This is a genomic window from Rapidithrix thailandica, assembly GCF_039710355.1.
GTDB classification, from domain to species: domain Bacteria; phylum Bacteroidota; class Bacteroidia; order Cytophagales; family Flammeovirgaceae; genus Rapidithrix; species Rapidithrix thailandica.
On the sequence record NZ_JBDKWZ010000003.1, the window covers coordinates 49,203 to 69,005 of the forward strand.

A 19,803-nucleotide genomic window follows, 5' to 3' on the forward strand; every position below is an offset into this window, starting at 1 on the left:
TCTCAACCCAAGTTTTCACTCAATCAACTCCAAAATAGAGGTTACACTTATCGGAATTCATGAAAAAAACTTACTTATTCAGTATCTTTCCGGGCAAAAATACTAAAACTGAAGTTTAATAATGATTAAGAGACATTACTACTGGCTATTGCTCCCTTTACTGTTCTTCTATGCATGCCAAACCAGTCCTTCTGATCCTCCAGCACCACCGAATTCTTTTTCACCTCAAAGCAGGACAGCTTGGTGGAAACATGACCGTTTTGGCATGTTCATTCACTGGTCGGTTGGATCGGTTACCGGAGCCCGGTTTGCTGGCGAAACCTTACGTAATCCTACTCCTTATGGTGAGTGGCTACGTTGCCGAAACCGGGTGCCCCGCGAAGAATACGACAAAATGATTCCTTATCTTTCCATTACTCCAGAAAAGATAGAGCATTGGGTAACTTTGGCAAAAGATGCAGGAATGAAATACATCGTTTTTGTCGCCAAACACCACGATGGCTTTGCCTTTTGGCCCTCCCAGGCATCTGATTATAATTATCCTAACCTTACCAACTCCGGTTTTGATGTGTTGAAGAGCCTGAGGGAAGCATGTGATAAACACAACATGAAATTAGGCTTTTACTATTCACATTGGTTGGATTGGGAGCACCCTTACGGGTGGGGTAATTTTTGGGATTTTGAAAACGACCCTTCAAAGTTTAGTGATGTCAATTGGCAAGAAACCCTCTATTCAGGCGCTTTGTTCCGGACGGATGTGGATGAAAAGAAATTCGGAATTTACTGGAAAGACAAAGTTGTCCCCCAAGTGGTAGAACTTCTCGAAGGATATAACCCGGATATGCTTTGGTTTGACATGTGGGAGCCACATGAAAAGACGATTGTATCTAAAGAACAATTGACAAACTTGTTAGATACCATCCGTACGCTTTCCCCAAACTGTTTGGTCAATTCACGCTTAGGAATCTCTCAGATTGGAGAAGGAGGGGTTGATTACGAAACCCTTTTTGACAATCAATTTCCTACTTATAGCATCCAACACCCCTGGCAAAGCCCTGTAACAATTGGACATTCTTGGGGGTATAACCGCGATGACGATGCCTGGCGTCCTGTTTCCTTTTTTGTAGAAAACCTTGCTCGAAATATTTCCAAAGGGGGAAACCTACTTCTAAACATTGGACCTATGGCCGACGGTTCTTTACAAGGCGAAACAGCATATACCTTGCGTGAAATAGGTAAAGTAATTCATGCAAATGCAGAGGGCTTTTATGGTACCGGCAAATCTCCTTTGGAAGAAAATATGCAAGATTGGGGTGTGGGAACCTATAAAAAATCTACCGAAGGCAGGCATTACCTGTACCTTCATGTATTTGATTGGCCGGCAGACGGTATTGTTCGGGTTAATGGCTTGAAAACTACTGTAAAAAATGCTCAGTTACTATCAAATCAACAAGCTCTCTCATTTCAACAGTCTGAGCTGACTCTTCATGTGACGGGTCCTAAAAGTCTTCCCGGACATTATGATTGTGTAATCAAATTGGAATTGGAGGATGCTCCACAAGTTGAAACAGGCTTTATTGGAGAAATTAATTTAGGAGGTTATCACCTTGCTAGCCAAACAGCAGAAACTCAAAATATTGAGAAGGTAAAAGGTGATGATTACTGGATACCCGGTCATTTATCCAAATGGCAAAACTCACAAAGCCAGGCTAATTGGAAAATATACATATCCGAAGCGGGAGAAAAAAGCTTACAAATATGTTATGCTTGCGCTGTAAATTATGATGCACAAGAATTTGAAATATTATTAAATGGAAAGCGCATAATTACTAGCGATACAGAAGCCACTCATCCCGAATGGGTTGAATACCGGGCAAAAAACCTGGGGAAAATTAACTTCCCGGAACCTGGTTATTATACGGTAACTGTGAAGCCTGTCAATGATGTTTCTTCCGAACTCTTTCATTTAGCATGGTTATTCATACAATAACCTTCTAGCCCCATTGAGGTCAAAAGACTTTCCTGTATTATTAAAAGAAAGTCTTTTGACCTGCCCTTCTCATCAATTTTCATTTAAAGAATAAAAAAACTCCAACCCAGTTTGGGTTGGAGTAGAAATTATAGCTAATTCTTAAGCTTATTGCGTGGCTAATTCTTCTGCATTTTCTATTTTCTCATATTCAATTTCTGCCACGGACTTATAAGGTCCGTTTTTCGCCTTCTTAAAAGCCTCTTTTGCTAAATTAAGATCATTTACTTCCTTGTAAATGATGCCCATCGCAAAATTGTACTTTGCTTGTGTTTCAGGATCCAACCCCGTGAAGCCTGTTAAATGCTCAAAAGTAGCAATAGCAGCTTGGTAGTCTTTATTTTTATATTCTGCAATACCCTTGATAAAATAAACAGAATAATCTTTAGGCTCAGTTTTAATGTACTCTTGAGACAAAGTAATGGCTTCAGGATATTGGGCATTATCAAGTTGCAGTTGAGCCAAGTTTTTTAAAATTGCCGCTTTGGACTTCTCTTCTTCTTCTACTTTTAATGCCTTTTTAAATTGTTGAATAGCCTGACTCTGATCAGCTTCTCTTTTATAAATATTACCCATTAAAACGTATGCTTGAGCAAAATTATGTTGCATTTCCAAAGCTGTCATCACATACTTTTTACTATTACTGAAATCATTTATTTTCAAATAACTATAAGCTATTCCCAAGTAGTATTGAGGACTCAACTTGGCAATTTTCACTTTAAAAGGCCCGTACTTAGCTTTGTCAAATGCATTACGGGAATAGTCGTATTTGCCTAATTTGTTATAAGCATACCCCAATTCATAATAGTATCGGGCATGAGCTTGTAGGTTATATTTACCTAAATATTTGATAGCGGTTTCTATGGCATTTACCGTCTTTTGATAATTTTTTTGCTCATTAGCCAATTTCGCTTCAAAATACAACACCTCCACATCCTTAGGGGCCAGTAGTTTTGCTTCTTGTATGTGCCTAGCGCCAGATGCTAAATCATTTCTTTTAAGAAGAATCTTTAGAATTTTCTTTTTATAATCCAGCCTTTTCAAGACATCCTGCTCGTATTTATAAGCCAAATCCAAATATTGCATCACTTTTAACTCGCGCTCAAGCCCCTGATAACAACGGGCTATCATCAAATATGCCGGAGTAAAATCTGACTTCAGATGAATGGTTTTTTCACATGCCAGGATAGCATTATCATAATCTTTCAATAAGAAATAACTTATTCCTTTTGAAAAGTGGAAACGCCCATTATTGGGTTGGAGATGTATCGCTTTATTGTATTCATCTATAGCCTTAATGAAATTTTTGCTTTTACGATAGTTTTCTGCTTTGGCATATAATTGCAAAGCTTCTCCATCGCCCTGTGCATGGCTAACATGGAAACTCGCTAAAAACAGTAATCCCAAGAAAAAAAGTTTAGAACTCATATTGTCAAAGCTAGTTAGTAAAAAAAGAGTTAATAAGGAGAATTATACTATGTTGTTAGTAGTCAATGCATAAGTGATAGATAGATTTTTCAACCACTCAGTTAATAAACGAAAAACATTTCCAATTACCATTACAGCCCCTTGAGCTTTTCGACAAATGGAGTGTTTTAGAAGCCGAACCATAACCTTAACGATATTTCTTCCTTTGATTTTTCATTTATAAATTCCTGCAAATTACCTTACTTTGTCACTCTAACTAAATTGATTAAAATGTTACAAGTAACATTCATCCGAGAAAACAAAGAAAAAGTCATCAAGGGCTTATTAAAAAAGCAGTTTGCTGAGGCAGAAAATGCTGTGAACAAGGTATTGGAAGTCGATGAAAAACGTAGGTCATCCCAAGTGGAGCGTGACCAGGTTCTTTCGGAATCCAATGCAAAAGCAAAGCAAATTGGTTCCTTGATGCGTGAAGGAAAAAAGGAGGAGGCAGAGTTGGTAAAACAAGAAACAGCGCAATTAAAAGCCAAATCAAAGGAGTTGAGTGAGCTGGTGGATGTTTATGAAAAAGAATTAGAACAAGCATTATATCAGATTCCAAATATTCCTCATGAAAGTGTTCCGGAGGGAAAGTCTGCGGAAGACAATGAAATAATTTATCAAAAAGGAAATATTCCTAATATCATAGAGGGAGCTTTACCGCATTGGGAACTGATCAAAAATCTGGATATCATTGATTTTGAGCTGGGAAATAAAGTAACCGGTGCCGGGTTTCCCTTTTATAAAGGAAAAGGAGCCAAATTACAAAGGGCTTTAGTCAATTTCTTTTTGGATGAAGCAGATAAAGCAGGGTACTATGAAGTACAACCCCCTATTTTGATCAATGAAGATTCCGGGTACGGTACCGGCCAGTTGCCGGATAAGGAAGGGCAAATGTATAAGTTGGAAAATCATGATTACTTTTTGATCCCTACGGCAGAAGTACCTATCACGAATATGTTCAGGGGTGAAATCCTTACTCAGGAGCAATTACCGGTAAAACGTGTTGGCTTTACTCCTTGCTTTCGCAGAGAGGCAGGTTCATGGGGCGCGCATGTAAGGGGTTTAAACCGCCTGCATCAGTTCGATAAGGTAGAGATTGTACAAATCCAACACCCGGAAAAATCCTATGAGGCTTTGGAGGAAATGAGTCAACATGTGGAAATGTTGTTGGAAAAATTGGAATTACCTTATCGGAAACTTCGACTCTGTGGTGGTGATCTCAGCTTTAACGCTTCCCTTTGTTATGATATGGAGGTATACTCAGCGGCTCAGCAAAAATGGTTGGAAGTTAGCTCCGTAAGTAATTTTGAAAACTATCAGGCCAACCGTTTAAAACTCCGCTTTAAAGATGAAAACAAGAAAACACAACTCTTACATACGTTGAACGGAAGTGCGTTGGCCCTTCCTAGGATTCTTGCGGCAATCTTGGAAAACAACCAAACGGCTGATGGGGAAGTGAAACTCCCTGCCGTATTACATTCCTATTGCGGATTTGATAAAATCTAATTTCAAAGGAAATAGATATAAAAAAAGTACAATTAATACTTAGTATTAGTCAAACTTTTAAGATTCAAAATCAATTAAAAAGATTTTTAAGCGTAAGCTTTGTTTTATTAATCTAATAATCATACTTTTGCATTCCTTTAGAGCGACTGTATAAAGATATTTAATAAATATTGGAAGAATGGCAAATCATAAATCAGCAAAGAAGAGAATCAGAGCTAATGAAGCTAAAAGACTGAGAAACAGATATCAGTTGAAAACTGCCAGAACTTTTATTAGAAAGCTGAGAGCTACTCATGATAAAGCCGAAGCGGAGGAATTATACAAAAAAGTTTCTTCGATGATTGATAAGTTGGCTAAAAAGAACATTATTCACAAGAATAAGGCTGCCAACAATAAATCTAAATTGGCTAAATTCGTAGCTAGTCTGGGTTAAGAAAGCGATACAACATTAGCCAAAGATATCGAATGTGCACCTTGTAAGGTCTGAATAAGAACTTACAAGGTTTTTTTGTTGGACCTACCTTTCGAGTGAGTTTGAATAGTTCACTATTAATATTCTTATAACAACTGTTTCCAGGTACCTTTCATCCAATTGTATTTTAAGGTACTCGGGAGTGCTTTTAGCCAGTACTTGTTTAACTCTACAGCAAAGGAGGGTTGCATATAGCAATTAATCACACAGCCTTCACATTGGGCATACCGGCCTTCCATTGTAATAAGTTCTTGAACTTTATCCGAACGATACAGCTCAAATAACTTATTGTCTATGGGTAGTGCGGCTTCTCCCAAATGATAACAGGGCAGCACTAGTTCATTTTCCGGAGAGAGCACAAGAGTACTACTGGCCGCTTTGCAGACAGGCTGGCTGATATGATTTCCTCCATCCCGCCTAAGTTCAAGAAAAGCCTCGTTCAGATAGACTTTCTTTCTCCGTCCCCATTTTTGCAATTTTACAAGAGCCTCTTCACTCAAACCATCCCCTACGGAATTGTATTCGAACACCGGATTGAGTATTAGAACCAAATCATTGGGCAAAGAAATTTCCTGATACACCTGCTCTATTTGATCAATATTATCTTCAAGCACTGTAAACAGAATATCCGGCCGTTGCCCCAAGCTTTTTGCCACTTCGATTGACTTTACTACAAACTGAAAACAATCGACTCCCCTAGAGCGGTTATGTTCCTCTTCTATGGGGGAGTCCAGCGAAAAATGCAACATATCGATTAATCCCTGAAACCGCTTGGCATATTTAGGGTATAAAAGACAATTTGTAGTGACAGTGGTGATAAGCCCTAACTGCTTTGCCATTTCCAACAATTCACCTAATTGCCTGTGAAGCAAGGGTTCTCCTCCTGTAAAGTCGACCACTTTTACCCCCAAGCGTTTTAAGTCTTTCAAATTTTGATAAGCATTTTCCAAAGTAATATAAGGAGAAGGACGCTCCCAAATATCACAAAACCCACATTTGGCATTGCAACGGTAGGTAACATAATAATTACATAAAACCGGTTTGGAAATCAAGCGCATATTTTTTCGCAGATCAGTAGTTTTACAAAGCTAGTGCTATTTTTGTGCTAAGGAAAAACAGCTTGAACTTTTTACTTGAAGGGATTGTATATAATTTGTATTTATCCAATAGCTAGTCTATGGAATACATTCTTTTTTTCAGGTCGAATAAAACAACATTTTTTCCTAAACCTGAAACTAAATTTTAATATCCATTTTTAGAACAGAAAACTATGCAGTGGCATACCTTAAACTCCGAAGTACTTTTAGAAGAAATCAAAGAACTTTCTAAAAATCAAAAAGTACTTATTTTCAAACACAGTACGAGATGTTCGATCAGTTCAATGGCCCTCAACCGCCTGGAAAGAGCCTGGAAAGAAGACGAAACCCAACATCTTAAGCCCTATTTTTTGGACTTGATTTCGTACAGGCAAATCTCTAACAAAATAGCCGAAGTATTCGAGGTACAACACCAATCTCCCCAAGCATTGGTGATTGAAAACGGGCAATGTATTTATCACAATTCACATATGGGAATTAATTACAAAGAAATCATACAACAATAGGGCAATTATATCGTAATTGTCCTTTTTCATACCGGGCATTTATTGCATGCCTCACAAAACTAATACGGCCATACTTGATGAAACAGAGTCTTCATCTTTCTGTATCATTATTATACTGACATTTGTTATGTGTATATTACAGGGATTTTGAAATTGAAGCCCTCACATTATAAGCATTCGAGAACAGCTAGACGCAATCAATATAAAAATGAAAATCGGAATTATATGTTACCCAACCTATGGCGGTAGCGGAGTAGTAGCCACTGAGCTGGGCAAAGCTCTGGCCAGAGAAGGTCACGAAATCCATTTCATCACCTACGAACAGCCTACCCGGTTAGATTATTTTGATGAAAACCTCTATTATCACAAAGTAGATATCCGCACCTATCCTTTGTTCAAATATCCACCTTATGAATTGGCACTTGCCAGCAGAATGGTCAATGTTGTGCAAATGGAAAAACTAGACCTATTGCATGTACACTATGCCATTCCGCACGCTTCTGCCGCTTATATGGCCAAAAACATTCTCAAGACCAAAGGAATTAATATTCCGGTCGTCACGACCCTGCATGGCACGGATATCACATTGGTGGGTAAAGACGAAACTTACGAACCCGTAGTATCCTTCAGTATCAATCAATCGGATGGGGTGACAGCCGTTTCTGCAGATTTGAAACAAGACACATTGAATCACTTTGATATCAATACTGATATTGAGGTCATTCCCAATTTTATTGACTTAAAGCGTTTCCGAAAACAGCGGAAAGACCATTTCAAACGGGCCATTTGCCCGAATGGAGAAAAATTGCTCGTCCACGCATCCAACTTCCGGAAAGTAAAAAGGGTGAACGATGTCATTAAAGTATTCTGCCGGGTCAATAAGGAACTGCCTGCAAAACTTTTGTTAGTAGGTGATGGCCCGGAAAGAACGCAAATCGAAGAAAAATGTATGGAAATGGGCATCTTTGAAGATGTGCGGTTTTTGGGAAAGTTAGAACCTATTGAAGAGGTCTTGTCAGTGAGTGATGTCTTTATCATGCCTTCGGAAAAAGAAAGTTTCGGACTGGCAGCGTTAGAAGCATTGGCTTGTGAAGTGCCGATTATTACCAGTAATGTCGGAGGACTTCCCGAACTAAACTTACATGGAGTAACAGGCTTTTTAAGCAATGTGGGCGATGTGGAAGACATGGCTAAGAATACACTTCATATCCTTAAAGAGGAGAACCTGACGAAGTTTAAAACCAATGCGTTGAAACGGGCCAAAGAATTCGATGTAAAAAAGATTCTTCCGCTTTATGAGAATTTTTATCATAAAATTTTAAATAAATCTCAAACACCCGAACTTACAAAGTGTTAATCATATTCAGTTATCTGATTTGGGCATAGCCAAAAATAACTGACTAGTATTCACTACTCACAATGAAACTCTTCAAAGCCGGAGCCTTGAAGAGTTTCTTCAACGGGTTTTAAAAACAAGTTAGCCATACGCATGAAACAAAATGTGCTCATTACCGGAGGAACCGGTTTAGTCGGTACTTACTTGACAAGGTTATTGTTAAAAAAAGGCTTTCGAGTCAGTCATTTGAGCCGTAGTCGCCACAAGCACCAGGACATTGAATATTACCTCTGGAATATTGGAGATCAATTTATTGAAGAAGGCGCAATAGAAGATGCTGACTACATTATTCATTTGGCCGGGGCGAGCATTGGGGAAAAACGTTGGACCCCTGCCAGAAAGCAAGAACTCAGAGATAGCCGGGTACTTTCCACAAAGCTGCTGGCTCAGCGCTTGACCACCGCCTCCCATAAGGTAAAGGCATTTATTGCCGCATCGGCCATTGGAATATATGGAGACACAGGCAATCAATGGGCAACTGAGGAGAGCAAGCCCGGAAGTGGTTTTTTGGCTAACTTATGCAAAGAATGGGAATCTAAAATTGACCTTATTGCAGACTTGGGTATCCGCACCGTCAAAATACGAAGCGGAATAGTATTGAGTAAAAAAGGAGGGGTACTGGAACAAATGGCCTTACCTGTCAAACTGTTTGCAGGTACTCCCTTGGGAAACGGTAAGCAGTACTTCCCCTGGATACATATTGAGGACATTAGCCAAATGTTTTTGTATGCAATCGAAAACGAATCCTTAGTAGGCCCTTTTAACGGAGTTGCCCCCAACCCTGTTACCAATACCCAATTCACCAAGGCGCTTGGCAAAATACTATGCCGTCCTGTATGGCCTATAGGTGTTCCGCCATTTGTGTTGAATATAGCGCTGGGAGAAATGGCTAGCACAGCGTTGGAAAGCAGCCGGATATCGGCCAAGAAAATCCAAGAAGCAGGTTTTCATTTCTCCTTTAAAACAGCGCAAGAGGCCTTAAAAGACCTCTTCAAAGGATAAGAGCATTACGACCCTTTAAGCTTGGTCAGCTCAAGTTCAATAAGCTTCCTTACACCCAGTTGATCAACCTTTATTAAAAATTCTGCTACGCTATCCGAAAAATTTGGTATAGCATTGAAGTTCACCTTCCAAAAAGGGCTTTCTTCAAAAAACTTGGCTAAAACAGCTCGCAACTCTTCTGTAGAGGATAAACTAGCGTCTTTCCAAAAATCTGAAAAGTATTTGGCATTTTGATCCTCTACCTCATACTCAACCCCTTGATAGCAACCCATAAACCCGACTTCACAAGGTTTTACTCGCATAAAATACATAAAAGCTGCAAAGCCCAAGGTCATCAAAGAGGGAACCCGTTGAAATTTTGCGAAGTACTTGAAAAATGTTTCGGCATTCCTGCTCTCCATTTTCGAAGAATATTGCAAAGCTATACTTAACAAATGATGGTTCAGGTGAGGGTTACGAAAGCGGTCAAGCACTTCCAAGGCAAAATCCGCTTCTTCATTTTCCAAAGCCGGCACAATCTCATTTAAGATTACCGTGGAAATAAACTCGCTTATCAATGCATCTTCCAGGCAATCACTCACGGTTTTCAGATGGGCTAAAAAACCCACAGCCACACTAATAGTATGTCCTCCATTGAGGATGCGGAGCTTTCGCTCCCTAAAAGAAGAAATATCCCCTTGCAAAATTATTCCGGGATCCACGGCCAAAAAAGGAAATTTATCGGATAAACTTTCAGAGCCTTCAATGGCCCAAAGTCTGTATACCTCCGCCACATTGAGCATTTCATCCTGATACCCCAGCTCCTTCCAGACGGCCTCCTTTTTTATTGAATCAGGGGTTCCGGGCACTATTCGGTCCACCAAGGTATTTCTGAAGCTTACTTTTTCTCTCAACCATTCAAAAAAACCTTCTTCCAAATGATTAAAACGCGCCTGCTCAATCACCATACTTTTCAACAGGGTGCCGTTGTTTACCACCAATTCGCAAGGCAAAATGGTCATCCCTTCTTCTCCGTCAAAGGCCTTGTACCGTTCCCATAAACAAGCCGTTAGTTTTCCGGGAAACGAAACCGGAAGATGCGTATAAATATTTTCTTTTTGCAAACGAATCCCCGCTTCCGTGGTATTTGAAACTATCAGGTTCAGTGCCGGATTGCGAACACATGCCAATACCTGATCCCATTCATCCTGTGCGGATAATACCCGGCTAATGGAGGAGATCACACGGTTTTCCACTACGGCTTCCCCCTGGCATATTCCTTCTACACGAAGGGTATATAAGCCCTCTTGCTTTTTCAGCAATTCTGTTCGGGCAGACCCGGTTGACCCCACCATAACTACCCTTCCCTTAAACTTACCTATCCGGTTGGCTCGATCGATAAAATCTTCTACAAAAGCCCTTAAAAAAGCCCCTGTTCCAAATTGAAGTACTTTTTCGGGATATGACAATTGTTCTTCCGTAGGTAAAGTGATCTTCGCAGGGTCTAAGGAATGTAAAAGCTTACGGCTCAATATTTCTAATTTCATGATTCGAAGATTTGTCTGTCAAAAGGTACTATGAATGAGTATTCCACAGATTTCAAAAACCGATTCTTATACAAGAATTGACGATAATCTTTCAAGTAGATATACTAATCCAACAGGTTGAGTATACGTTTGGCGACCTAAACTAAGAGCGCTGATTAAGGCCTTTTTAAAGAAATAGCTCCTTTATTTAAAGGCAAATCATTGCTTTGATAACATTGTTTGCCGGTTGTGTCCATGCCGGAAAGGCTTGAAGGGTATCTTCAAAAGACGCTTGATGTGTAATCCAGGGTCTTGTATCCAACCGGCCTTCTTCCATCCAGCCAATGATATTTTTAAAGTCTTGGGGGAGGGCATTCCGGCTGCCCATCAAGGTGAGTTCTTTTTTATGAAAGTAAGGATCATGAAAAGTGATATCTCCCTGAAAAAGGCCTACATAGACCATTCTCCCTCCAAACGCCACATACTCAAAAGCCCCCATCATGGATTTAGGATTGCCTGTGGCATCCAATACCACCGTTGGCAGTTCTCCTCCCAATACGCTTTTTAGTTGCTCAACGGGTTCGTACGAAGCATTTACCGTGTTCTGAACTCCTAAGACCTGTCTACAAAAACCCAGACGGTCTTCCGAAATATCCATTACGACTACTTCCGCTCCCGCAATTTTGACAAACTCTATTGCCGAAAGACCAATAGGTCCCGCACCGATTACCAACACCACATCTTCGGAACTCACCCCAGCCCTACTCACCGCATGCGCTCCGATGCCCAACGTCTCCACCAGGGCCAACTGTTCTAATGACAGCTTTTTCGAAGGGTGCAATTTGTGAATAGGCACTTTAACATACTCCCGCATTCCTCCGTCTGTATGCACACCCATCACCTGTATATTCTCACAACAATTCGGTTTATTCCGTTGGCAAGCCGAACACTTCCCGCAATTTAGATACGGCTCTACCGCACAAAAGTCACCGGGATGAATAGCAAATGAGTTTTCCGGTACTTCTATTACTTCCACACCTAATTCATGCCCCAAGATACGGGGGTAGGAGAAAAAAGGCTGTTTGCCGGCGTAAGCATGAATATCCGTTCCACAGACACCGATCCGGTGTACTTTCACCAGTGCTTCATTTTCTTGTAGAGTTAGTTGTTGCTCCAAGTCCAACCATTCAAACTGCCCAGGCTGTTTGAGTCTAATTGTTTTCATCTTCAATTTTTCGTTGTTTAAAATTCGTTTTTCAAGGACTCATTCTTTCCCAAAAAGCGGTTTTTCACACAAAACAATCTTTCTTTAGCAGAAGGTTTTAAGCTTTGTAGGGAGTGAATGATAGTACAATTTAATAAATACTCAGGTTAAAATTTCATTTACAGTAAGGATAAAATAATTGCCCTATACGCTACAGGAAATTTAGCCTTCATTCCGGAACACCCTACACTAGTGACATACTTAGTTGAATAAAAAGCAAGCCCGGTTTACAGCTGTAAACCGGGCTTGCTTTTGTATATAAATTCCTACTTGAGATGTACTTTCTTCATCCCGTTCCGTCCATAAAACACCGGGAAGTACATGAGCTCTGCTTTTGCGGGGTTGAGATGATAAACTCCTTTAAAACGAGATTGTAAAGGCACTTCAAAGGTATACTCTCCCGGTGAAAGGGATTCGCAAAAAATGGCTACCTTTTCTTTAAAATATTCCCGGTGAACCTCTTTGTAGCCCCATCCCCGTTCCTTTCGATCATATGTACAACCTGCCGGAATAGGTACTTCAATCATTACATATTCAGCTTTCTTTTTAACTTTTACCTTTACCTGCAGGTTGATCACTTTCCCCGCCTCAAGGTTGACCACACTGTCCTGATTATTTTCAAACAGAGAACTAATGTCAAAATATTCTTTATTCGGATCTGGCGTATTGTTCCAGAAAGATTGGCTATACTGGAGGAAAATTGGCAAATCCCCCTTTTTCACTAATTGCACTTTTTGACCTGCCGGAATTTTTAAAGCATAGGGAAATTCCGTTATTTCTTCTTCTATATTTCCTGTTAGCCGAACCGAATTCTGGTGGTGTTCTATTTTTTTACCTTTCATATAACCCGGTAAAAGTGTCGCTAAAATCTTCGCTGACTCAAACGTATTTCTCCAATATCCCCCATTCCTTTTCTCCAGAAAATACATTGCCATTTTATTGAGATACGATTCATACCCCTCTTCACCTTTCAACAATTGATAAGCCCACAAGGTAGTATGTACCGCATTGGCATCCCAATGAAAATTTTCTTCTCCAAAGTACAAACCACCCATCAACGTTTCTTTCTTCAAACTTTTCAAGGTGTCCACTTCATACGGTAAATGATGTTGTTTTCTGAGTAGTTGTAATTGTAAGTATTCGGTCAGTGTGAGGGTGGTATCTGTTGCCAATTCATCAAGGTGCTTTTCAAAATATACAGGTGCATTTAACTTTGCTAAGATGCTTAATGTATTCAGTTTATTTGTTCTCCGGATATTGTTCAAATTCTCTTGAAGATAATCTGTCGTTGTATACAGGGCACTCTCAGGCAGATAACCTGTTTCCCGGGCTTTCAATAATACCGAAGCAACATAGGTCGTCATACGAAGGCTTTCAGAAGAGGCCGGCCACCAGCCCCAACTACCGTTTTCTTTTTGAGCATCTATCAAGCGTTTGAGCAACTTTTCAATTTGCTTTTCATGCAGAAAGGGTTGTTGCAGGCTCTCTCTAATTTCTTTTTCCAATAAATACGCCATCAGCTTAGATGCCGTCTGTTCGTTGCACGCATACGGGTATTCCTGAATATGTTCCAACTCATTCAACATCACCTCCAAAGCCGACGACTGTAGATAAAGTTGGGTTGAGACTTCTTCATAAGGCAATATTAGGTTCAGCACCGTATCCGTTTGCAGCACCAAAAAATTCCCTACGGTTTCCTTGACCCCTTGAGGGTACACGGGGACTTTCCGCAGTTCCCCATCAAAATATCCACCGTCCTTTTGCATCGTATACTTAACCTGTACACTGTCCCTACCGTTGACTCCATGCATACAGCTGTCAATTTCCGAATTCACCAGAAGTTTTTCGTTCCGGAATACCGGTTTCCCATTGATTTCAAATTCAGTTTGAATATCGAAAGAGTCTTCAGTATAGTTTAAGGTTTTTCCGATCATTGCCACGGAATCGCCCTCAATGGCAAAACGGGGAACGGCCAAGGTAGCAACCACGGATTTAAAGGATTTGACCAAACCCGAAACCTGTCCGGTACGCTTTCCTCTTATTGCCAATACTTGTGTATCCCACCCACCGATATCATCCGGAAAGGTAGTGGTAAACTCTACTTCTCCTTGGCGGTCGGTGGTCAAAGAAGGTTGCCAATAAGCATAGTCTGAAAAATTGGAACGCAAGCTATTCTGCTGACTTTCCCGGGGAGTTACCATCGAGCCGTCCTCAGCAATTTTCCCTACGGCTTTTCCGGTGGTGACAATCACCACACCTCCGGAAGCTTTGCTGCCATATAATGCCGTGGCTTGTGCGCCCTGCAGTATATCCATAGAATGGATCTGATCAGGAGATAAATCATCCAAAGACAGTTCTGTAAGCACGCCATCCACAATCACTAATGGTGTACTCGATGCAACCAAACTGCTACTTCCTCTTATCAAAATTCTCGGAGCAGTTGTGCTTTCCACTTGTACTCCTGCAGCTCCACCCTGTAAAGCCCCGGAAACGCTATACCCCGTCACCACAACCTCTTCCAAATTGTGACTGTCCTCTTCCATCATTATTGTAGAAGGAATCCCGCCGGAAGTCATCAACTCTAAAGGTTTGAATCCCACATATGAAAAGTACAAAGTACTGCCTATCGGTGCTTCAATAGAATAAGCCCCATCCATATCGGTAACCGTACCGATATCGGTACCTTTTACAAGAACATTGACTCCCGGAAGCCCTATTTCCATATGTTTATCCATTACTTTCCCCGAAAACCTTCTCATCAGTCCCTGTGCGTTTTCTGAAGCTACTTCTTGGTTTTTCCCCGAACCACCGGATGTGGAGATGCTCGACGTTAAAGACCTTCTTTCCTTTGCGGCATAGCCCATTACAATTACTTCCTTCAACACCATAGAAGACAGCCTTTTCATCCGGATTCTTTTCACTTGTTGGTCCACCACAGGTAAAATCACCGGTGCCATTTCTTGGCTTTGCACGTATAAGGTATCTCCCGGTTTGGCCACAATAGAAAACTTGCCCAATGGCCCTGTGTACACTCCTTGTCGTTCTCCTTTCAAGGAAACATATGCTCCTAAAACAGGCTTATTGACCGTATCCGTCACATATCCTTGAACCAAGCCCTCCGGAGAACAGGCAGCAGTCACTATACTGTCTGAAGAAAGTGCAAGCCACTGGGTGATATCAATGCTTTGCCAATCTTGCGGATGAAAGCGGTAAAAATTCAAACCATTCGCTTGAATATGAATATCTTTTTGATAATAATAGCGATTACTATCCAGTAGTAACAGCATCTGGTAGGTACCCTCATTAATTTTTTTCCACTCTCGATTATATCTATTATTCAAATAAACCACAGGATCACCTTCTTTGAAAAGGAGAATCTTTTCAATTTTCGGCATCGTGAGATTCGTAAATTGCACCTTTAACTTTCCGGTTTTTTTAGGAAAAGTCAGATCTGGTGCCGTATTCACTAAATGAGAGATGAGTACAGTCGGAGAATAAGGTCGTGGGTTTTGTATTCTTTTTACCCAATCATATATACGGGGATACATTTCCTTATTCCTCAATGGATAAGGTTTGGATATAATATCTTTACTATACCGTTGCCGTATCCTGTTTTTATCAATTTCATATTCAAAATTAGGCTCAAAGACAAATTCGGTTTCAAACTGAGACCCCCGAGAATATTTCAAATTCCTGGCTTTAAAAGGCCCGACTAAATAGCTCTTAGGACTTGAGTCGGACGGGAGTGGATGAGGCAACTCGTAAATACGGTCTCCTTGCTGAAAATAAGACCTTTTATCGCTACGCTTATGCCTGATCTTTAATAAGCTATTGTTAAGCCTTTTTACTTCATGTGTTTCCAACTGAGTCTCTTTTTGCCAGACCCCGAAACCCGGAGGTAATGGCGCATTTAAATCCAGATTCAACACCAGTTTATGAGACGGTTTCAAATACACCTTCTTCATTTCCACAAGCTGGTCAAACGTACGGATTTTGATAGTATGGTAGCCAGTATCCATTTCAAAAGCATACGGGTTCGGTCCGTCCACCTCACTAAAATACACTAACTCATCATCAATATACACCAAGTAGGAATGCAACAAACGCCCATGCTGCGAAACAAATGGAGAAACCTGGGCGATGCTGTCTTGAGAGGGGATGTATTGCGTATAAAGCCCCGAATCCGGATACAAAAACCGGTAAAATGCCAAGGTGTCCAGCCCCATTCTCAAACGCCAAGCATCATAATTCAAGGTATCCGTCCAATCCTTTTGCAACCAAGGATTTTTCCTTTTATGAAACTCATTGATGTATGTTCTTCCTTTCTGTTCTTTCTTCCAAACAGGCAAACCTGTTGACTGTTCTGATTTAAATTTAGCGGAATACGCCAAGGCAGTCACGTCTGTTTTTGGAACAGGCTTGTTCCGTTCATCGGTCACTTTGAGGTGAACTTTTACTTCCTCACCCGGACTCACTACCTGTTTTTGTTTCACTTCAATATTCAAACCCTTGTCTCCATATGGAATGGAATAATTTTTTTCTTCCGTCTTTCCATTCCACAAGTACTGATAGGAAATAAAGTAGCGCTCAGCAGGTTTTGCTTTGCACGAAAAGTGCAATGAAGAATCCATGCCTTCTTGTACGAGGGAATTGCCCCGGTAAATGGAATACCAAAAGGGTAGTTTTCGAGGATTATCCATCGTAATATGGACGGAATCCCGGGTGCGGTTTGTATAACAGTTCAATAAGGGTGTTTCTGACCGTAATGTCAACCGCTCTTCCAAACTGTCTGCCGACAGAAGGTACTCCGACACAAAGGGGCTTACTTTCAGCCCGGCCTTTTGCTTCACTTGCTGTTGGAAAAGCAGTTGCCCCTCCCTTCCATACCCCTTCACCATTCCCTTTCTTATTGCTTCTGATAAATTCACTTGCAACGAATCTGCCTCTAAAGATAATTTAAGAGGAGGAGTTTCATGCTTAAACTCAGCGTTCAACCGTTGGGTATACATTTCATTATTCCCATTCAATGACTGCACTTCTACCTGATACCGGGCCGAAATATCATGAAATAAAGAATCCACTAAGGCGATTTTGGTTTCCCCTACCGCTTCTAACTTTTGCTCGAACGCCCATAAAGTATCCGGTACAAATACGTGATCCTGATGAAATCGATAAATACTTTCGGGACGTACAAGCAAACGAACACGGCCATCCAAAATATTCATACGGTTGGAATCTTCAGCCTTCACCATCAATGCCTGTTTTTCGCCTTGATGATGTTCTTTTTTAAGCAGTCTCGTTTTCAACGTATAATCTTCCAATTCGTAATCCTCAAACTTAAACCACCCGGATAGTAGCTGTTGTTTTTTTCGTTTTACCTCAATGGAATACGAGCGGTCCAGTTTCAATCCCAGCGAATCGTGTAGTATAAATTCAAATGCATACCCTCCTTTCTGATATGGCTTTACACTTCCTAAATTTACTTTCTTGTTATAACTCGGTTTTACAAATACATCCAAAGGCTTTTTTATAGCTCGACCGCTTTTTTTGGCTAAATAAAATTTCAGTTTCACCGTATCTCCGGGCAAATACTTAGGCTTATTGAAAGTTATATACCCCTTATAATTTCCGGATTTATCACTATATCTCCGGTAATCATCAGTAAAGATTGCCCAAATAGGTCGTAGCCACCCTTGAGGGCTTCCCCAGCGAATAGACCGGGTAATGGAACGAACAAAGCCTACCGGGGGCAACCAAATGTACCGGAGAGGAACTCCGTAGAGTATTCCTTTGGAAGTGCGTTTGAACCAGGAGTTGTTCTTTGCTTTTTCTATATAATAAAAGTCCGTATGCCCCTGATAAGAAATGGTGAGCAGGCCTTCTTTTTGGGTCTTTCTTAGCTTGTAGGATTGAGTAGTGGGGTCAAAAGAAATTTTCTTTTTGCCGAGTACGACTTCCGCAGCTTTCATTAAATTCCCCTGTTCGTCATGTACCAAGAAGTTCAAATCAGTCTGGTTATTCAACATTTTAATATCCAAACGGTGTACAGGGAGGAAGCCCACTTCCAACTTATTGGATTTAGCAGAAACGGATAGATAATATCCCGGTGGTAACTGATTCAGATAACTACTATCTGTCTGAAAGGAATCTACCAGGGTATGGTATAAGGAAAGATCTTGAATATCCAATTGCCCATGTGTCTGATATAATTGCCGGGCTTGTTCATAATTCAATTGATAAAGGTACGTATAGTGGCTATCAAACCTGCTTTTTGGGAGGGGCTGAGAAAAGGAGGTTGAATTCAGCCCGAAGAGTAGGAGAATGGATAAGTAAAGTTTATTATACATAAGTCCGTATTTTTAAAAGGGATGCAGAAGCTATGGGAAATCCATATAAATACAAGAGAAATTTATGTATAAAAGAGGAATAACCTTTCTTTTCTTTGGTATTTTCAAAGGTCACACAAAAAAGGACCCCGGATAAGCTGAAAACTTATCCGGGGTCCTTTTAATTGAAAGATTGATTATTTCTTTCTTATTTTCCAAGTGCTTTTACCATCGTTTCTCCAATGTCAGCAGGAGATTTTACTACGTGAATTCCGCACTCTTCCATAATTTTCATTTTTGCTTCAGCAGTATCTTCAGCTCCACCAATAATAGCACCGGCATGTCCCATTCTACGGCCCGGAGGTGCAGTTTGGCCAGCAATAAATCCTACTACCGGCTTGGTTCCATGCTCTTTCACATAATGAGCAGCATCCGCTTCCATACTTCCACCAATCTCTCCGATCATAATGATTCCTTCCGTATCCGGATCTTCCATCAGTAATTTCACCGCTTCTTTCGTAGTGGTTCCAATGATTGGGTCACCACCGATACCAATACAAGTAGACTGACCTAAGCCGGCTTTAGTAATTTGGTCTACTGCTTCGTAAGTGAGTGTACCGGAACGAGAAACGATACCGATTTTACCAGGAGTGTGGATAAATCCTGGCATAATCCCAACTTTTGCTTCGCCTGGAGTAATTACACCCGGGCAGTTTGGTCCGATCAGGGTCACATCTTTGTCAGAAAGATATTCTTTTACCTGAATCATATCTTTGGTAGGAATTCCTTCTGTGATAGCAATGATCACTTTGATCCCTGCATTGGCCGCTTCCATTACAGCATCCGCTGCAAAGGCTGGTGGAACAAAGATGATAGATACATCCGCTCCAGTTGCTTTTACGGCTTCTTCTACTGTGTTGAATACAGGACGGTCCAGGTGAGTTTGGCCACCTTTGCCGGGAGTTACCCCTCCTACTACATTCGTTCCATATTCAATCATTTGCTCCGCATGGAAAGAACCTTCAGATCCGGTAAATCCCTGGACGATAATCTTTGAGGTTTTATTAACTAATACACTCATTGTATTTTCGAATAGATTGATCGAGTTAAAAAATTACGTACATGGATTGCGAATTTACACTAAAAACATGTATTTACTAAAGTTCTTGGGAAATTTCCTGGTAAAAGGTTTTGAGAAAAAAGTTGAATGATCCTGACATAATTCTATCGGGC

Annotated in this window: 12 protein-coding genes; 6 read left to right on the forward strand and 6 right to left on the reverse strand. The window is 40.7% G+C overall.

What is annotated here, in order from left to right; translation table 11 throughout:
- The first annotated feature begins 121 nt into the window (after positions 1-121).
- On the forward strand, positions 122-1,990 hold the full coding sequence (locus AAG747_RS05935) for an alpha-L-fucosidase (protein ID WP_346820224.1): 1,869 nt from the start codon (positions 122-124) through the stop codon (positions 1,988-1,990).
- Positions 1,991-2,137: 147 nt separating this feature from the next.
- Here AAG747_RS05935 and AAG747_RS05940 read toward each other — a convergent pair whose 3' ends face one another.
- On the reverse strand, positions 2,138-3,436 hold the full coding sequence (locus AAG747_RS05940) for a tetratricopeptide repeat protein (protein WP_346820225.1): 1,299 nt from the start codon (positions 3,434-3,436) through the stop codon (positions 2,138-2,140).
- 291 nt (positions 3,437-3,727) lie between these two features.
- Here AAG747_RS05940 and serS point away from each other — a divergent pair, with 291 nt between their 5' ends.
- Both serS and rpsT read left to right on the forward strand, forming a co-directional pair.
- Positions 3,728-5,002 carry a serine--tRNA ligase gene (gene serS / locus AAG747_RS05945; protein WP_346820226.1) on the forward strand — a complete coding sequence of 425 codons (1,275 nt, stop codon included), beginning with the start codon at positions 3,728-3,730 and terminating at the stop codon, positions 5,000-5,002.
- Positions 5,003-5,180: 178 nt separating this feature from the next.
- Positions 5,181-5,435 (forward strand): 30S ribosomal protein S20, encoded by a 255-nt coding sequence (rpsT, locus tag AAG747_RS05950; RefSeq protein ID WP_346820227.1) that lies wholly within the window; start codon positions 5,181-5,183, stop codon positions 5,433-5,435.
- Between the two features lie 125 nt (positions 5,436-5,560).
- On the opposite strand, the gene AAG747_RS05955 is transcribed toward rpsT, so the two are convergent.
- On the reverse strand, positions 5,561-6,532 hold the full coding sequence (locus AAG747_RS05955; protein WP_346820228.1) for a radical SAM protein: 972 nt from the start codon (positions 6,530-6,532) through the stop codon (positions 5,561-5,563).
- Between the two features lie 212 nt (positions 6,533-6,744).
- On the opposite strand from AAG747_RS05955, the gene ytxJ reads away from it, so the two are divergent.
- From ytxJ to AAG747_RS05970, 3 genes are all read left to right on the forward strand, one after another.
- Complete coding sequence (gene ytxJ, locus AAG747_RS05960) at positions 6,745-7,077, forward strand: bacillithiol system redox-active protein YtxJ (protein ID WP_346820229.1); 333 nt, start codon at positions 6,745-6,747, stop codon at positions 7,075-7,077.
- 208 nt (positions 7,078-7,285) lie between these two features.
- Entirely contained in the window at positions 7,286-8,434 is a 1,149-nt protein-coding gene (bshA, locus tag AAG747_RS05965) for an N-acetyl-alpha-D-glucosaminyl L-malate synthase BshA (protein ID WP_346820230.1), read from the forward strand.
- A gap of 132 nt (positions 8,435-8,566) precedes the next feature.
- Positions 8,567-9,475, forward strand: a complete 909-nt coding sequence (locus AAG747_RS05970; protein WP_346820231.1) for a TIGR01777 family oxidoreductase — start codon at positions 8,567-8,569, stop codon at positions 9,473-9,475.
- A 5-nt stretch (positions 9,476-9,480) separates the two neighbouring features.
- On the opposite strand, the gene AAG747_RS05975 is transcribed toward AAG747_RS05970, so the two are convergent.
- From AAG747_RS05975 to sucD, 4 genes are all read right to left on the reverse strand, one after another.
- Positions 9,481-11,001: a tagaturonate reductase gene (locus tag AAG747_RS05975; protein WP_346820232.1), complete on the reverse strand. Its 1,521-nt coding sequence runs from the start codon at positions 10,999-11,001 to the stop codon at positions 9,481-9,483.
- Between the two features lie 187 nt (positions 11,002-11,188).
- Positions 11,189-12,205 (reverse strand): zinc-binding alcohol dehydrogenase family protein, encoded by a 1,017-nt coding sequence (locus AAG747_RS05980; RefSeq protein ID WP_346820233.1) that lies wholly within the window; start codon positions 12,203-12,205, stop codon positions 11,189-11,191.
- A 305-nt stretch (positions 12,206-12,510) separates the two neighbouring features.
- A complete protein-coding gene (locus tag AAG747_RS05985; protein WP_346820234.1) occupies positions 12,511-18,591 on the reverse strand; it encodes a carboxypeptidase-like regulatory domain-containing protein in 6,081 nt (2,026 codons plus the stop codon).
- Between the two features lie 187 nt (positions 18,592-18,778).
- Positions 18,779-19,651, reverse strand: a complete 873-nt coding sequence (gene sucD / locus AAG747_RS05990) for a succinate--CoA ligase subunit alpha (protein ID WP_346820235.1) — start codon at positions 19,649-19,651, stop codon at positions 18,779-18,781.
- Positions 19,652-19,803: the final 152 nt, after the last annotated feature.

Excerpts from the sequence above, each read along its gene's own strand:
- bshA (WP_346820230.1), top strand. The coding sequence starts at position 7,286 with ATGAAAATCGGAATTATATGTTACCCAACCTATGGCGGTAGCGGAGTA.
- rpsT (WP_346820227.1), top strand. The coding sequence starts at position 5,181 with ATGGCAAATCATAAATCAGCAAAGAAGAGAATCAGAGCTAATGAAGCT.
- serS (WP_346820226.1), top strand. The coding sequence starts at position 3,728 with ATGTTACAAGTAACATTCATCCGAGAAAACAAAGAAAAAGTCATCAAG.
- AAG747_RS05975 (WP_346820232.1), bottom strand. The coding sequence starts at position 11,001 with ATGAAATTAGAAATATTGAGCCGTAAGCTTTTACATTCCTTAGACCCT.
- AAG747_RS05970 (WP_346820231.1), top strand. The coding sequence starts at position 8,567 with ATGAAACAAAATGTGCTCATTACCGGAGGAACCGGTTTAGTCGGTACT.
- AAG747_RS05985 (WP_346820234.1), bottom strand. The coding sequence starts at position 18,591 with ATGTATAATAAACTTTACTTATCCATTCTCCTACTCTTCGGGCTGAAT.
- sucD (WP_346820235.1), bottom strand. The coding sequence starts at position 19,651 with ATGAGTGTATTAGTTAATAAAACCTCAAAGATTATCGTCCAGGGATTT.
- AAG747_RS05980 (WP_346820233.1), bottom strand. The coding sequence starts at position 12,205 with ATGAAAACAATTAGACTCAAACAGCCTGGGCAGTTTGAATGGTTGGAC.
- AAG747_RS05955 (WP_346820228.1), bottom strand. The coding sequence starts at position 6,532 with ATGCGCTTGATTTCCAAACCGGTTTTATGTAATTATTATGTTACCTAC.
- AAG747_RS05935 (WP_346820224.1), top strand. The coding sequence starts at position 122 with ATGATTAAGAGACATTACTACTGGCTATTGCTCCCTTTACTGTTCTTC.
- ytxJ (WP_346820229.1), top strand. The coding sequence starts at position 6,745 with ATGCAGTGGCATACCTTAAACTCCGAAGTACTTTTAGAAGAAATCAAA.